Source organism: Paenibacillus sp. J31P316 (genome assembly GCF_056269105.1).
The window spans coordinates 533294-548452 of sequence record NZ_JBWDNI010000001.1; the positions used below are offsets into that span (position 1 = coordinate 533294).

12 protein-coding genes are annotated in these 15159 nt (G+C 57.1%); 4 read left to right on the forward strand and 8 right to left on the reverse strand.

The annotated features are described in order from the left end of the window. The first annotated feature begins 4 nt into the window (after positions 1-4). Both AC0YNU_RS02240 and AC0YNU_RS02245 read left to right on the forward strand, forming a co-directional pair. Positions 5-637 carry a hypothetical protein gene (locus AC0YNU_RS02240; RefSeq protein ID WP_475752681.1) on the forward strand — a complete coding sequence of 211 codons (633 nt, stop codon included), beginning with the start codon at positions 5-7 and terminating at the stop codon, positions 635-637. A 72-nt stretch (positions 638-709) separates the two neighbouring features. Beyond that, the gene (locus AC0YNU_RS02245) at positions 710-1249 is read left to right on the forward strand and encodes a GNAT family N-acetyltransferase (RefSeq protein WP_475752682.1); all 540 of its coding nucleotides are present in this window, start codon (positions 710-712) and stop codon (positions 1247-1249) included. Positions 1250-1362: 113 nt separating this feature from the next. Here the strand turns inward: AC0YNU_RS02245 and AC0YNU_RS02250 are convergent, their stop codons facing one another. The 6 genes from AC0YNU_RS02250 to AC0YNU_RS02275 all read right to left on the reverse strand — a co-directional run bounded on the left by AC0YNU_RS02250 (position 1363) and on the right by AC0YNU_RS02275 (position 8520). After that, positions 1363-2388, reverse strand: coding sequence for an AAA family ATPase (locus tag AC0YNU_RS02250; protein WP_475752683.1), 1026 nt, complete (start codon positions 2386-2388; stop codon positions 1363-1365). After that, positions 2385-3029: a nicotinamide riboside transporter PnuC gene (gene pnuC, locus AC0YNU_RS02255; protein WP_475752684.1), complete on the reverse strand. Its 645-nt coding sequence runs from the start codon at positions 3027-3029 to the stop codon at positions 2385-2387. The genes AC0YNU_RS02250 and pnuC overlap by 4 nt, the downstream gene beginning before the upstream one ends. 229 nt (positions 3030-3258) lie before the next feature. Continuing rightward, the gene (locus AC0YNU_RS02260) at positions 3259-4500 is read right to left on the reverse strand and encodes an aminopeptidase (protein ID WP_475752685.1); all 1242 of its coding nucleotides are present in this window, start codon (positions 4498-4500) and stop codon (positions 3259-3261) included. A gap of 205 nt (positions 4501-4705) precedes the next feature. Next, positions 4706-6421: an ABC transporter ATP-binding protein gene (locus AC0YNU_RS02265; RefSeq protein WP_475752686.1), complete on the reverse strand. Its 1716-nt coding sequence runs from the start codon at positions 6419-6421 to the stop codon at positions 4706-4708. A 37-nt stretch (positions 6422-6458) separates the two neighbouring features. Next, a complete protein-coding gene (locus AC0YNU_RS02270; RefSeq protein ID WP_475752687.1) occupies positions 6459-7475 on the reverse strand; it encodes a FecCD family ABC transporter permease in 1017 nt (338 codons plus the stop codon). A 1-nt stretch (position 7476) separates the two neighbouring features. Beyond that, complete coding sequence (locus AC0YNU_RS02275) at positions 7477-8520, reverse strand: FecCD family ABC transporter permease (protein WP_475752688.1); 1044 nt, start codon at positions 8518-8520, stop codon at positions 7477-7479. A 296-nt stretch (positions 8521-8816) separates the two neighbouring features. Here AC0YNU_RS02275 and AC0YNU_RS02280 point away from each other — a divergent pair, with 296 nt between their 5' ends. Beyond that, positions 8817-10715: a terpene cyclase/mutase family protein gene (locus tag AC0YNU_RS02280; RefSeq protein WP_475752689.1), complete on the forward strand. Its 1899-nt coding sequence runs from the start codon at positions 8817-8819 to the stop codon at positions 10713-10715. A 153-nt stretch (positions 10716-10868) separates the two neighbouring features. On the opposite strand, the gene araA is transcribed toward AC0YNU_RS02280, so the two are convergent. Continuing rightward, on the reverse strand, positions 10869-12362 hold the full coding sequence (araA, locus tag AC0YNU_RS02285; protein WP_475752690.1) for an L-arabinose isomerase: 1494 nt from the start codon (positions 12360-12362) through the stop codon (positions 10869-10871). A gap of 372 nt (positions 12363-12734) precedes the next feature. Here araA and AC0YNU_RS02290 point away from each other — a divergent pair, with 372 nt between their 5' ends. Continuing rightward, complete coding sequence (locus AC0YNU_RS02290) at positions 12735-13064, forward strand: helix-turn-helix domain-containing protein (protein WP_475752691.1); 330 nt, start codon at positions 12735-12737, stop codon at positions 13062-13064. On the opposite strand, the gene AC0YNU_RS02295 is transcribed toward AC0YNU_RS02290, so the two are convergent. Continuing rightward, entirely contained in the window at positions 13061-15106 is a 2046-nt protein-coding gene (locus AC0YNU_RS02295; protein WP_475752693.1) for a sensor histidine kinase, read from the reverse strand. The genes AC0YNU_RS02290 and AC0YNU_RS02295 overlap by 4 nt on opposite strands. Positions 15107-15159: the final 53 nt, after the last annotated feature.

The window sequence follows — 15159 nt, forward strand, 5'->3', positions numbered from 1 at the left end:
TTCGATGAAGACGCATCGCATAGCATTTGCCGTCTCTGGCAGTATCATGAGCATCTTCTTCCTGGCGCTCGTTAATTATTTGACTTCCCCCGGCGTCGTGTGGTTCATCCATCCCGCGTTCGCCCTGATTCAGTGGCCGGTCTCTCTCTATTTTGCGGGCAACGGCCGGATCAAAGCTTATTCCGTGGCAACGACAGCCCTCATCATCGCCTACTTGGCTTATCAGAACATCACGGAAAGCCCCGGTTATCCTTGGATCCTGTATGCAGGCTTCGCCGTCATCTGGTGGCCGATTCTCATGTATGCCGGCCGTTTCGCAGGTACGCTCGCGATGGCGCTGCTTGGCAGCTTCTGCATCATCATCTATTACGGCATGTTGAATCTGCTGCTCTCGCCGCAGTTTCCATGGATTATATTCCCCGCCTATGCCGTGCTCTGGTGGCCGATGTCGATCTATTTCGTCCGCACGCGCCAATGGTTCTCGTTCGCGCTCTGCGCCTCGCTGCTCAGCAGCGCGCTGTTCATTACGGTCAACGCGATTACGTCGCCGGAGGATATTTGGGCGGTCTATCCGATTTTCGCCGTGATTTGGTGGCCCCTCAGCATGTATTTCTTCGTGAAGAAACCCGCGGTTTGAACACGCCGGGCGCCGGATGCTACAATAGAAGCCTGCGCAAGTATCAAACGGTAAACGGACGGAGAAACCAACATGCTTAATTACATCATGCACAACGATCATGCGAATGCACGTATTTCGGTTACCCAGGCGAAGCCGGCCGATACGGCGGCCGTCATGGAACTGCTCGTCGGCGCAGCCAGATGGCTGCAGAGCCAAGGCTCGACCCAATGGAGCGCGCTATTATCGGGCGACGATCACCATGACGTCGCCGGTCATATCGAGAAAGGCGAGCTGTTCCTTTTCAAGGACGGCGAGAAGCTGGCCGGCATCGTGCTGCTCATGCAGGTGCCCGGCGATTGGGACCATAATTTGTGGGGACCGGACGGACATGAATCCGTCGTCTACCTCCACCGGCTCGCCATCAACCGCGACTACGCCGGGCTGGGTCTCGGCGCCGACATGGTGCGCTGGGCGGAAACCGGGGTTTCGTTCCCGGGCAAGACCGTCATGCGTCTGGACTGCATTGCCAGCAACCCGAAGCTGAACGCGTTCTACAGCGGCATCGGCTACACGTTCAAAGGCACGTCGCCGAGCGGATTCTGCTTGTACGAGAAGCAGCTGGGCTGGTAAGAACGACAAAAACCATGCGAATGAGTCTCTCAATCGCATGGTTTTTTGCATGTCGTTCGATTATCGTGAAATGCACATCAGAGACTCCGTGGAACACGGCGCTCTAACCTATGCTAGCTGAAGTTTCCCATCCATTCGAATGGACTGCGATATTTACGGAACTGCCGCAGCACTTCCTCCACCCGCTCGGCACGTTCGCTCAACGGCCCGCGGAGCAGCACGTACGGGATGCGGCGAATCTGCAGATCGGCCTCGATTTGCTTCTGGAATACTTCTCTGTGCACCGCCCCCGAGCGGTCCCACGTATCGTCGTACGGGATATCCGCGTCGCAGAGGAAGACGAGATCGTAGCGCGCCGCTGCCCGCTCCGCCAGCAGCGTCAATCCGGGCGTCGCCGAGCCATGATAGTCCCGGGCGAACATATACGTCGTGATGGCGTTCGTATCGACGAACAGTACGTCGCGCGCGTCGAGCATCATTCTGTCTTCCCGTTCGATGTGGCCGACTGCGATCTCCTCCAGCTGCTCCGGCATCAGCCGACGGTCGATTTGATGCTTCTCCCAGTATTCGCGGCCGTATTCCGGCATCCACGCCGTATTCATTCGCTCGGCCATATACGCGGCAAGCGTTGTCTTGCCCGTGGATGGCGCGCCTAACAGAACTGCTTTCGCGATCAGATCACCATACACGACCGGACTCACGAATTTACGATTGGCATAAGGATCCAAGCGGACCCGCGTCCCCGAGACCGGAACCTGCTTGCGTTCGACATCGACTTGGCGGTTCTCGGCACCAAGCGCCGCGCTCATATGCTCCCCGTAAAATTCGCTGGAGTAGAAATGGGTAATCCGTCTCCCGTTCAGTTTGCCAAGGATATAATTCTCTTGCAGCCGTTTGATTTCCGGCGTGTCCCCCATCGCCGTCGGGCCGTCCCAGGCTTCGATGACCTGCACTTGCGGATATAGCATCCGAATCCAGCCGGCACGTACGTTCAGCGGAATATCCGTCGTCTCCGGACAATCATAGATGACGACGATGACTTCGTCGGTTTCTTGAATTGCGGTTTCGATCATCAGCTGATGGCCGCGATGCAGCGGCGCGAATTTGCCTAGCGTAAGTCCTGTGCGTCGTTTACTCATACCGATAACCCTCCCTTTACGGACCGATATTCCCGCTGCCACGATACATGCCCTGCGATGGCGATTGCCAGGAAGATCATGTAGAGAAACGCAAGCGAATGCAGGCCTTTGTACGCATACATGCCAATCGACATGACATCCACGGCAATCCAGCACAGCCAGTTTTGAAGGATTTTCGAGGAGAGCAAATACTGCGCGATCAGGCTAAGCGTCGCGATCAACGCATCCGCGTACGGAATCGAAGCATCGGTATATTGCTGAAGCACGTATCCCCACAGCAGCGTCACGATGACCAGGAGTAACGCAAGCGTCCAGCTCAGACGGCCGGTAATCGTGCGCGACGGACGAACTTTGGCGGCGCCTCGCCCCTTCAGCCATGCTGCCCAGCCATAAATGCTCAGGATGAAGAAAAATACTTGCAGCATCATATCCGCGTACAGCTTGGCGTCCTCGAACATATAGAAGAAGCAGGCGACATTGACTAACCCGATCGGCCAAGCCCATATCCGCTCCCTCGCCGTCAGCCAGACGCTGAGCAGCCCCGTAGTCGTAGCCGCGATTTCAAGCGTAGAGGACGAAGTGTAATACGCGATCCCCACCATAATTACGAATAAGCCCGGGAGAACCCAAGGTTTGTTCATTCGTCATTCCTCCTGTACAGAAGTTTCAAATATGTCAAAATGACAATATCAACAACCGTAATCCATTATCAAAACCGAAACCAAAATCCTTCTTATCGATATTGTCATTATGACATATTAAAATTTACTGTCAACCCCTTATTTCTGAAAAAGGCTTTCCGTCACCGGCGCCAAACGACACCCGGCACGAAAAGCCCCTCGCAACGAAGCATAATAAGCCCTCAATACCTTAGAACGCCCAGTTCCCGTTCCTGAATACCGGCTCCAGGCTGCCGTCCTCCCGGACCCCGTCGATCTCGAGATCTGCCGTTCCGATCATAAAGTCCACATGCGCCAGGCTTTGATTCAAGCCTCGCGCCATTTGCTCTTCCTTGCTCAGCTGCAAGCCGTTTTCCAAACAGAAAGAAAATGCAAATCCGATCGCCAAGTGGCAAGCCGCGTTCTCGTCGAACAGCGTATTGTAGAACGTGAGATTCGTATCCGAGATCGGCGAACGGTACGGTACCAGCGCGACTTCACCCAAGTAATGCGAGCCGTCGTCCGTCTCGATCAACTGGCGAAGCGCATCCTCTCCCTGTTCGGCTTCGAATGCGGTAATACGGCCTTCGACAAACGTAATCGAGAAACGATCCATCAGATTACCGTTATAGCTGAGCGGCTTGCTGCTGACGACTTTGCCGTCGATGCGCATCCGATGAGGCGAAGTAAACACTTCCTCCGTCGGCATGTTCGGGATGAACGTCGAACCCTGCTTGCTTTGCGTTCCGGCGCTGACCCAGATATGTCCTTCCGGCAAGCCGATCGTTAAATCGGTGCCCGTAGATTCGCTGCGGTAACGCAGTTCCGCGTACTTCCGCTCGTTCAGCCAGCTCGCTTTCGTATGCAGATTGCTGGCATGTCCGCGCCACGCGGCGATCGGATCATCCGCATCGACGCGGACGGCGGCGAAGATTGCCTCCCACAGCGCTTGGACGCGTTCGCCTTCCGCATGCTCGGGAAACACCTTGTCCGCCCAGGCTTGCGTCGGAACCGCTACGATCGACCAGGCCGACTCGTTGTTCAACGTGTATTTGCGGAACGCATACAGCGCCTTCTGTTGCGCTTTCGTCATCGTGCCTACCCGAGCGGCATCGATGCCGTTCAGCAGATCCGGATCCCCCGCATCGACCCATAGGAACGCGGCGCCGTCCTCCGCCATTTGGATGCGTCCGTCGGCAATCCATGTCGGGAAGACGGACAAACCGTCCTCCGGCGAATGCTCCAGCCGAGCGCGCGTCACGCCTTCGTCGTTCCAGTCGACATGTACATATGGCGAGCCGATGCGGTACGCATGCTTGACGATTTCGCGCACGAACTCTGCGGCCTCCACCGACGCGATGATGTAAAGCTTCTGACCGGGCTGCACGTTGACGCCGACCTCGACCGCCAGCGCGGCGTACTGCTCCATCCGTTGCCGGAACGTTTTCGTCACTGTTCGCACTCCTCTTCGGTTAAATTGGCATGAAGCCAGCGGGACACTAGTGACCCGAAATGAAATCCATTATACCAATGGAAAGCCGCCTCATGCAAAAAAAGACCGTTCGCAGCGCGGGCTGGAACGGTCTTCGATGCTCGTACTAATAGAATGTCATACACGGTATCAAAAAGGAGCGTTAGACTACGCTTAGATCTGTTCGTTAATTCTGAAACTGCGCCCGATGAAGTCGGCTGTAATGCCCGCCTGCTGCAAGCAGTTCCTCGTGCCTGCCCTGCTCGGAGACGCCTTGCTCCGTCACGACGATGATCCGATCCGCATTCTTGATGGTTGCCAGCCTGTGCGCGATGACGAGCGTCGTGCGGCCCTGGGACAGCTCGGCCAGCGATTGCTGGATGGCCAATTCCGTCTCCGTATCCAGTGCGGAAGTGGCTTCGTCCAAGATGAGATACGGCGGATTCTTCAAGAACATCCGAGCGATCGCGACGCGCTGCTTCTGTCCGCCGGACAGCTTCACGCCGCGCTCGCCGACGATCGTGTCGAGCCCTTCCGGCAGCGATTGCACGAACGTTTCCAGCTGGGCGCGTTTCACGGCCGTATCCATCTCTTCCGCGGTGGCGTTCATTTTGCCGTACAAAATATTCTCTCGCAGCGTGCCCGAGAACAGGAAGACGTCCTGCTGCACGATGCCGATGCCTTTGCGCAGCGATGCGAGCTTCATGTCCCGAATGTCCAAGCCGTTGATCGAGACGCTGCCTTCGCTCACGTCATAGAACCTTGGAAGCAGGCTGCACAGCGTCGTTTTGCCCGCGCCGGACGGACCCACGAAAGCTACGGTCTCGCCTTCGCGAATCTTCAGATCGATATGGTTCAGCACCTTCGCTTCGTTCTCGTAGCCGAAGCCGACATCGCGAAATTCAATATCGCCTTGCAGCTTGTCCACGTTAACCGCGTTCGGCCGGTCCGCTACCTCGGGCTCGGTTTCCAGCAGATCGACGTAACGCTTGAAGCCCGCGATGCCCTTGGGATAACTTTCGATGACGGCGTTGATCTTCTCGATCGGTCCGATGAATACGTTCGCCAGCAGCAGGAAGCCGACGAATTCCCCGGCAGTCAGTTCCCCTTGGATGACAAACCAGGTTCCGCAAATCATGACGAACAGCGTAACCAACCGCTTCAGTATATAGCTGAGCGACGTGTTGGAGGCCATGATCTTGTACGACAGCAGCTTCGTTAACCGGAAACGCTGATTGTTCTCATGAAAGAGCTTCCTCTCGTGCTCTTCGTTGCCGAACGCTTGAACGACGCGAATGCCGCCGACATTATCTTCGACGCGCGCGTTGAAATCGCCGATATCCGAGAATAATTGATGGAACGCTTTAGTCATTTTAGAGCTGAACAGGATGGCCAGCCAAATCATGAGCGGAACGACGATGAACGTCAGCACCGCGAGCTTCCAGTTAATGAGCAGCATCAGGACGAAGGCGCCGACAAGCGTCATAACGGCAATGAATAAATCCTCGGGCCCGTGATGCGCCATTTCGCCGATCTCCATCAAGTCGTTCGTCAGCCTGGACATCAGATGCCCCGTCTTCGTGTTGTCGAAGAACCGGAAGCTGAGCTTCTGGACGTGATCGAACAGCTTGCGGCGCATATCCGTTTCGATATTGATGCCAAGCATATGGCCCCAGTAGGTTACGATGTAGTTCAAGAAAGCGTTCAAGGCGTAGATACACAGCAGTCCTGCGCAAGCCCAGGTAATCAGGCTCCAATCCTTGCCCGGCAGGAGCTTGTCAATGAATTGATTGACGGCAAGCGGAAACCCGAGCTCGAGAAAGCCTGCCAGTACCGCGCTGAAGAAGTCGAGATAGAATAGCTTCTTATAAGGCTTGTAATACGAAATAAAACGCGCCAGCATAAATTTCTTTCCTCCCTGTCATGCACGTATGCAAATATTAGTTGCGGGCTTTGGCGAGCAAATACAAGAAATACGGCGCGCCGATGACCGCGACGACGATGCCTGTCGGCACGTCGAACGGCCTGGCGATCGTATCGGCTGTCATCACGAGCAGTGCGCCAGTCAGCGCTGAAGCGGGAAGCAATTGACGGTGCTGCGGACCGACGAGCCTGCGGGCCAGATGAGGGCCGATGAGTCCCACGAAGCCGATGGATCCGCCGAGCGCCGTGCACGACGCCGCCAAACCGACGGCCGCGGCGAAGAGATACAACCGCTCCCGCTGTACGGCGGATCCAAGTCCCGTTGCCGTGAAATCGCCCAGATTCATCACGTCCAGGATGCGCCCCTTGGCAAACGCGAAGGGCATCAGCACGATCAGCCACGGCAGCAGCGCGGTAACGAACCGCCAGTCCGTACCCATGATGCTTCCCGCCAGCCACGTCTGTACATAATTGAACTGTTCCGGATTCAGCTTGAGCGTCAGCACGAGCGTCAAAGCATTGATTCCGGCTGCCACTGCGATGCCGACGAGCAGCATGCGAATCGTAGATACGCCTTGATGCCGCCTATACGATAAACCATAGATGAGCGCGGCGGCAGCCCCGGCACCGATCAGCGATAGGACAGGCAGCAGGAAGACGCTGCCGTTCACGGCATGCGAAGAAACGTACAGCAGCACGACGAGACCCGCTCCGGCGTTAATGCCGAGAATACCGGGCTCCGCGAGCGCATTTCGGGTAATGCCTTGCAGCATGCAGCCCGATAGACCGAAGCCGGCACCGATCAAAAGCGACATGACGATGCGCGGAAGCCGGAATTGAAACAGAATGAGCTCCTGCTTGTCGGAACCGGAACCGAACAGCGTCCGGAGCACGTCAAGCGGAGCCAGTCGGATAACGCCCGTATTCATGCTGACGATGAACAACAGTAGTACGAGCAGGAGCATGATCCCCATGATTCGCGCCGCACGGATGCCGCGGCTATGTGTCGCTTGAGAGAAGCTTGCCCTCTTCATGCTAGCTCGACCTCCCGTCTCTCATCGCCAGATAGAGAAAGAAAGGCACGCCAAGCAGCGCGGTAACGGCGCCGACCGGCGTTTCCGTCAGCGGATTGAACAGCCTCGCACCGATGTCCGAGAGCTCGAGCAGCAGCGCGCCGAGGACGGCGGAGCATGGAATGATCCAGCGATAATCGACGCCGACCAAGTAGCGGGCCACATGCGGAATAATAAGGCCAAGGAAACCGACGGCGCCGACGACGGATACGGAGGCGCCTGCGAGAATCAGCACTAGCAGCGTGCAAGCAGCCTTCACCAGGCCAATCCGCTGACCTAAGCCGACGGCGATATCGTCGCCCAGGCTGAGGAGCGTAATGGACCTCGACAACGCGATGGCTCCAGCGAGACAAACGATAATCCACGGCGCCATCAACTGCACTTGCACCCAGCTGACGCCAGCCAAGCCGCCCGCGAACCAGAAGGCCAGGTCGCGGCCGATCTGATAATGGATCGCGATACCGTCGGTGATGGCCAGCAGCAGCGCGGATGTCGCCGCGCCTGCGAGAACGAGGCGCAGCGGCGACAACCCGCCCCGCGACAGCGAGCCTGCTCCGAACACGATAACGGCGCCGACAGCGGCGCCGGCGAACGCGAAGAGCATCAAGCTGATGAAGGGCAGTCCTGGCAAGAAAGCGAAGCAAACCGCCAGCATGAGGCCGGCACCGGCATTGATGCCAAGTATGCCGGAGTCCGCAAGCGGATTGCGCGTCATGCCCTGCATGATGGCGCCTGCCGTCGCGAATGCCGCGCCGGACAGCGCGGCAGCCAGCACGCGGGGCAGCCGCAGCTCGCGTATGATCTGATGCGTCGTCAGATCCGGATTGAAATGGAAGACGGCATCCCAAACCGTTCCCAGCGAAATATCCGTCGCGCCGACAGAGATGGACACCGCCGCGGCCAAGACAAGCGCGATCAGTCCCAGCACGAGTATAAGTACAGCAGCAATCGGCCGAGTGGTCGTAAGGGGGCCGGATTCGCCATTCGAAGTAGACTCAGGGTTCACGAAAATAAGACCACCTTTGCTTTATGTAGATCATGTTGAAGAATCCGAACGAATGAGAATCATTTTCATAATATAGAGTTCGACGCGTCTTGTCCATGCTTTTACAACCTTCTTTGTTGAAAAAATCCGAATTCGAGCGGAACCCCCGCTGTATGTGAACGCGACATGACGGGACATAACGCGACATGAGCAAGACATGGCATGGTACGATCAAAATGGCATGGCATGAGCACGACATCAGCATGCGACATGAATGAAGCAGCGACCGTCATACACTACCTAGTGAGGTGATTGTCATGATGCTTCAACGCGTGCAATCTGGGATCGACATGCTCATCGGCCACCTGCTCCAGCGGCAAGCCGCCGACGGCAGCTGGCGCATGGGATTTATCGAGCACGGCACCTCCGTGGATGCCACGGCGGTAATACTGCTGCGCAGCTTGGGCATCTCGAGACCGAAGCTCGTGAAGGAATTGACGGATCGGATGCTGGCCAAGCAAACCGACGATGGCACTTGGCGCGTCTATCCGGACGAGGCGCCAGGCAATGCGTCAGCAACGGCGGAATGTTACTATGCTTTGCAATACGCGGGACTTTCATCGGAAGAACCTGCCTTGAAACGGGCGAAGGACGCTTTCGCCGAGCTGGGCGGGCTGAAACAGATCGGCAGCCTGCTGACGAAATTTCATCTCGCGCTCATCGGACGCTACCCTTGGCCCCGATGGTTCCCGCTTCCGCTGGCGATCATGATGCTTCCTTCTTCGTCTCCGCTCCATTTCTTTCACTTCTCGGGCTATGCCCGCGTGCATATGGCGCCGATGCTGCTGCTTGCACACCGGAAGCCGAATTACAAGCTGCCCTCCATTCGACCGTTGACGCAATCCTCACGCCGCGGGAATGAATTCAACAGCCTGCTCCGCGGCTGGCAGGAGCACTTCAGCCTTCCGCTTCACGAGCTGTCCGACCATCGCCGCAAAGGGCTTTGGAGCCTGACCGGCAAGCTGCATAGCCAGGCGGCCGAACGCGCCGAACGGTACATGCTGGATCGGATCGAGCCGGACGGCACGCTCTACAGCTACTCCAGCTCCACCATACTCATGCTGCATGCCTTGCATGCCTCCGGTTATCACTTCAGCCATCCCGTCATGCAGAAAGCGATTCGCGGTCTGGAATCGCTCGTGTTCGCGGACGCTCAGATATCGGCTAAACCAACGATTCAAATCACGACATCCGCCCAATGGGACACCGCGCTGGTCAGTCACGCCTTGCAAAACGCCGGCGTACCCGCCGATCATCCAGCCGTCGCCGGAGCCGGCGCTTACCTGCTTGCCCGCCAGCACACCTTGCTTGGCGATTGGAAACGCAACGTAAAGCGGCCCGCAGCCGGGGGCTGGGGCTTCTCGGACGTCAATACGATCAATCCCGACGTTGACGATACGACGGCATCCCTGCGAGCCGTCCGTGAACTAAAAGGCTCCGCCTCGCGTCGCGCCGTCGACCTCGGTCTGCAATGGCTGCTGAGCATGCAGAACAGCGACGGGGGGTGGGCCGCCTTCGAACGGAACATCGACAACCCGCTCGTCCGCTGGGTTCCGCTGGACGGCGCCGAGGATGCTGCATCGGACCCCTCCACGCCGGATTTGACCGGCCGGACGCTGGAATATTTGGGCCGCAGCGCAGGTTTGACGAACGGGAATGCCTTCATTCGCCGAGCGACAGACTGGCTCTATCGCCATCAAGAGCGTGACGGCTCCTGGTATGGCCGATGGGGCGTATGCTACATCTACGGCACATGGGCCGCGTTAACCGGTCTGGCCGCCGTGAGCGAGCCCGCCGATCATCCGCAAATCCGCAAAGCGGCGGATTGGCTGCTCCGCATTCAGCAGCCGGACGGCGGATTCGGCGAATCGGGCGGCAGCGACCGGGTCAAACGATATGTTCCGTTGTCCTATTCGACGCTCTCGCAAACCGCATGGGCGCTCGATGCCCTGATCGCCGTGCACGACAAGCCGCTGCCGGCGATGGAGCGAGCATGCGATTACTTGCTGACGCACATGCGGCAAGCCGGACCAGCCGCCGACTACCCGACTGGCGCTGGTCTTCCCGGATGTCTCTATACGCGCTACGACAGCTATTCGATCGTCTGGCCGCTCTTGGCGCTCGCCAATTATCGGAATAAATACGGCCATCATTAGCGGCAGACGCATGCCAACGATCGATCTCTACCCTCAAGAACGCCAAGAGGACTTTCCCTGACGGCAGTCTACCGCCGGGAAAGTCCTCTGCATGAATTCCTATCATCCGGCCATCGCTGCGCCTCGCAGCAGTTATGGCCTATTTGCGATAGTCTATCGGTTCAAACGCCAGTACATATCATTCAAGCGCAGCTCATTGCGGAACGCGTTCGTGTTCGTCGCATTATCGATGATGACGCACTCGATGCCCGCCATTTCCGCCCAATCCAGCAGCTGCTCCGCTGTCACCTCGTACGAGAATACGGTATGATGCGCGCCGCCTGCGCGGATCCAAGCCTCGGCGGATTCGTTCAGCGAAGGCTGGGGCTTCCACAGCACGCGCGCAACCGGTAGCTGCGGCATGTCATGCGGAACGTCGACCGCGTCCACGATGTTCACGATGAGACGGAACCGGCTGCCGAGGTCGATCAAGCACGCATTCACGGCTTGGCCGCTGCGGCCGTTGAAGATCATGCGGGCCGGGTCAGCCTTCCCGCCGATGCCGAGCGGATGCACTTCCAGACGCGGGCGGTCCGCCGCGATCGTAGGGCAAATTTCAAGCATATGGGCACCGAGAACCATTTCGCTTCCAGGCTCGAAGTGGTACGTATAGTCCTCCATGAACGATGTGCCTTTGTTGTCGGCGATGATCTTCATGACCCTTGTCAGCGCCGACGTCTTCCAGTCGCCCTCTCCGCCGAAGCCGTAGCCCGCTTCCATGAGGCGCTGCACGGCCAGTCCTGGCAGCTGCTTCATCCCATGCAGATCCTCGAACGTCGTCGTGAATGCCGTAAAGCCGCCCTCCTCCAGGAACGCCTTCAACCCAAGCTCGATCCGCGCCTGCTCGCGAATCGCTTCCCACTTCTGGGCGTCGTTCCGAAATTCCGGCGCGATATCATAGCTTGCTTCATATTCAGCCGTCAGTGCATCCAGCTGCTCGTCCGTGATTTTAGAAGTGTAGCCGACCAAGTCGCCGATGCCGAAGCCGTTGATCGCCCAGCCGAATTTCACCTGCGCTTCGACTTTGTCGCCTTCCGTTACGGCAACTTGACGCATGTTGTCGCCGAAACGGGCAACCTTCAGGAAGCGGCTTTCCGTAAACGCGACCGCCGTGCGCATCCAGCCGGAAATCCGGCTGCGGACGGCCGCGTCTTCCCAGTAGCCGACGACGACTTTGCGGGCGATGCCCATGCGGGCGCCGATAAAGCCGTATTCGCGGTCGCCGTGCGCGGACTGGTTAAGGTTCATGAAATCCATGTCAATGGAATCCCATGGAATGTCTCGATTGAACTGCGTGTGCAGGTGCAGCAGCGGTTTGCGAAGCTCCGACAGGCCCGCAATCCACATTTTGGCCGGCGAGAACGTATGCATCCAGGTGATGATGCCCGCGCAGCGTTCGTCCGCGTTCGCAGCGGCGCACACCTTGTAAATTTCCTCCGGCGTCGTCACGACCGGCTTGAATACCACTTCATACGAGACCACTTCGTCCCGGTCCAATCCTTCGGCGATGATGCGGGAATGCTCGGCAACCTCAAGCAGCGTCTCGGGTCCGTACAAATGCTGGCTTCCGGTCACGAACCAAAATTGATAGGGCTTAACGGTAATCATGACAATATTCCTCCTTCATCGTCTCCAAAGTACATCAACTTGTACGAACATGAGCGCGACACGGCAGTCGACCACGATACGAATACATCAAATGATTGCATGAATCATGCATCTTAACTGCAGCGATCGCGCCCTAACTTGTACGTACAACTTCAACTTCTCCTATTGTACGATGACAAGGCTTTCATTTCAACCGTTTTTTCTCCGCTTGCCAGCGCCCCGAAACGTTAAAAAATTATAATGTCGCCGGCTAAATGCCAATATTTCCTTGACAATGATACACTTTGTATCATAAATTATCTAGTAGTAGGACGGAAGGATATCTTCCGTACTAGTACTAGATGGCTAGATTGACGTAAGGAGCTATAAATTATGACGATGGGAGATCGATTGCGAGAACTAAGGCTTCGCAAAAACATTTCGCAAGAAGAAGTCGCCAAGCAAATCGGCATTACGCGTTCCGCTTACAGTCATTACGAAATCAATAATCGCCAGCCCGTCTATGAAACCTTAAAGAAGCTGGCGGTTCTGTTCAACGTATCGCTGGACTATATTATCGGAGGCGAGCAGGCGAAGTCGGATACGTCCGTTACGCCCGAGGCGATTGAAATCATCCGCATCCTAAACGGCATGGATCAGGAGAGGCGAAAGCAGTCTATCGACCGGATGATGGCCGTCCTCAAGCAGGCCGATCGAAGCTAGCGAACGGTGCATGGCAGCATGAACCAAATCATGGTGCCCTTCTCGACCGCGCTTACCGCTCCGATCGTGCCCCCATGGGCTTCGACGATTTCCTTGGCGATGGCCAGCCCCAGCCCGCTTCCGCCTTCCGCGGAATTGCGGGATGCCTCGATTTTGTAAAACCGGTCGAATATGAACGGCAGATGCTCCTCCTCGATCCCGCTTCCCGTGTCGCTGACGGTAATGATGACCCGGTTCGTCGACGCCTCGAAGAAAAAAGAAAGCGTTATCTCTCCGCCTCTCGGCGTATGTTTGATCGCATTGTAAATGATATTCGCCATGACTTGATCCATACGGGACAAATCCAAGCTCAGCCGGATGCGGTTCTGCTGTTCAGCCTCCCGGGCATGACTTTCCCGGGGCGCGTTTTCGCTGTGATATTCGCAGTTGAACCGTAATCCCGCGCTGATGACGTCGATCTCGTACAAGTCGTTCAGCTGTCTCTTCCATTGCCCCAGCACGACCTCCGCAAAATCGAACCGCGTCTGTCCCGCCTCCAGCTTCGTCAGCTCGAACAAATCATGAATCAAGCGATTAAGCCCGCCGACTTTCCCAAGCATCATCCGTATGTAGCGCTGCTGCTGTTCCTCGGATTTGACGACCCCGTCCTGGAAAGCTTCCAGATACCCTTGGAGAAGCGTGATCGGCGTTCGCAAGTCGTGAGAGATATTCGTCATCAGCTGGCGCCTTGACGTTTCCGAGCGCTGCAGGTCGCGGTTCGTCTGCGCCAGCGAATCATTGACCTCGCTCAGCGCGACCGTCCGCTCCTCGATCCGCTCCTCCAAATGCACGTTCAGCTCGCGAAGCTCGTTCGATACATGCTCCACCTGGTACAAGGCGCTCGAGAACCGTTTGGATATGATAAACGACTGCATCAGCATGAAGAAAAACAAGCCAAGCGGCACTAATTGCGCGTTCATCAGCCATTCATTATAGAACAGCATATCATTCAGAACGGTAAGGACGAATACCCCCACGCCGACAAGCACGAACGCGGCTCCGATCCGCCTCCTGATTCTCGCGGCCGCGAGCACGCAGAGCGTATAGGCGCTTACCGCGACGACGTACAGCTGAAATACCGTAAGCAGCCTGGAATAGACGATCGCCGGGCAGAAGATGACGAACGCGCAGAGCGCGAGGCCGACGCCAATGACGGCATGAGCGACTCTCTTCGACGCTTCCTGCGGAAACAGCCGGTACACGTACAAATAGCCGGTAACCGCGCTTAGCGAGAAGGAGATGTACTCGATCTTCAGCCCGCCCTCCCACGGGATCGGAAACAGCTGGAGCAGATAGTTATCGCCCGTAACGCTCGCCCTGGCAGCCACGAACAGGCAGAGAAGGCCGAAGTGAAGCATAAACTTCTCCTGCCTTCGGAACGCGAAGAGCCCGATGTGATAGACGCCGATGATGATCAGACTGCCGAGAATGAGCATTTCCTTGGCCGTCGTTTTCATCTGCCCGTTCACGATCGTGTCGCTGTTCCCGAGCTGCATGGGTACCCATATCCCGCCTTTGCGGTGCTGAAAATTGGATACTTGAATGACGATGTCGACGTTGTCCGAATTGGCGTCAAAGGAAACGATACGCGGATATTGCTGCGGCACCGACGTGTCTCGGCTAGTCCCGACTCGTCCCTGCACGGCCATTTCCTTCCCGTCGATCCACAGCCTGTAGCTGCTGAAAATGTTCGGAACGCGCAGCGCCAGCACCCGTTCCCGCGGCGCCAACTCCACCTTCAGCTTATAAGTGGCGTATCCTTGCCCGTTCCATGAGCGCGGCACCATGACGAAGCGATCGGACTGATCCAGCTGCGGATCCCCCGGCGTCATCAGCTTGCCTGTATAGAACGACCATTGTCCGGAGAGCGCTACCTCTCCCTTTTCTTCGAACGACCAGCTTCGCAGGTCCATGACGCCGTTCTTGGCCGCGGGCAAGGCGCTGCCTTCGCGAACCGTGCAGCCCGGCAGCATGATGAGGAGAACGCAGATAAGCATGAGCATGAATAGTGCGGATAAGCGGCGAATGACGGTACCCTCCTGAAAAACGTAGATTG

Bases quoted from the DNA above. Each gene is read 5' to 3' on its own strand.
- AC0YNU_RS02290 (WP_475752691.1), top strand. From the start codon at position 12,735: ATGACGATGGGAGATCGATTGCGAGAACTAAGGCTTCGCAAAAACATT.
- AC0YNU_RS02280 (WP_475752689.1), top strand. From the start codon at position 8,817: ATGATGCTTCAACGCGTGCAATCTGGGATCGACATGCTCATCGGCCAC.
- AC0YNU_RS02295 (WP_475752693.1), bottom strand. From the start codon at position 15,106: ATGCTCATGCTTATCTGCGTTCTCCTCATCATGCTGCCGGGCTGCACG.
- AC0YNU_RS02270 (WP_475752687.1), bottom strand. From the start codon at position 7,475: ATGAAGAGGGCAAGCTTCTCTCAAGCGACACATAGCCGCGGCATCCGT.
- AC0YNU_RS02245 (WP_475752682.1), top strand. From the start codon at position 710: ATGCTTAATTACATCATGCACAACGATCATGCGAATGCACGTATTTCG.
- pnuC (WP_475752684.1), bottom strand. From the start codon at position 3,029: ATGAACAAACCTTGGGTTCTCCCGGGCTTATTCGTAATTATGGTGGGG.
- araA (WP_475752690.1), bottom strand. From the start codon at position 12,362: ATGATTACCGTTAAGCCCTATCAATTTTGGTTCGTGACCGGAAGCCAG.
- AC0YNU_RS02240 (WP_475752681.1), top strand. From the start codon at position 5: ATGAAGACGCATCGCATAGCATTTGCCGTCTCTGGCAGTATCATGAGC.
- AC0YNU_RS02250 (WP_475752683.1), bottom strand. From the start codon at position 2,388: ATGAGTAAACGACGCACAGGACTTACGCTAGGCAAATTCGCGCCGCTG.
- AC0YNU_RS02265 (WP_475752686.1), bottom strand. From the start codon at position 6,421: ATGCTGGCGCGTTTTATTTCGTATTACAAGCCTTATAAGAAGCTATTC.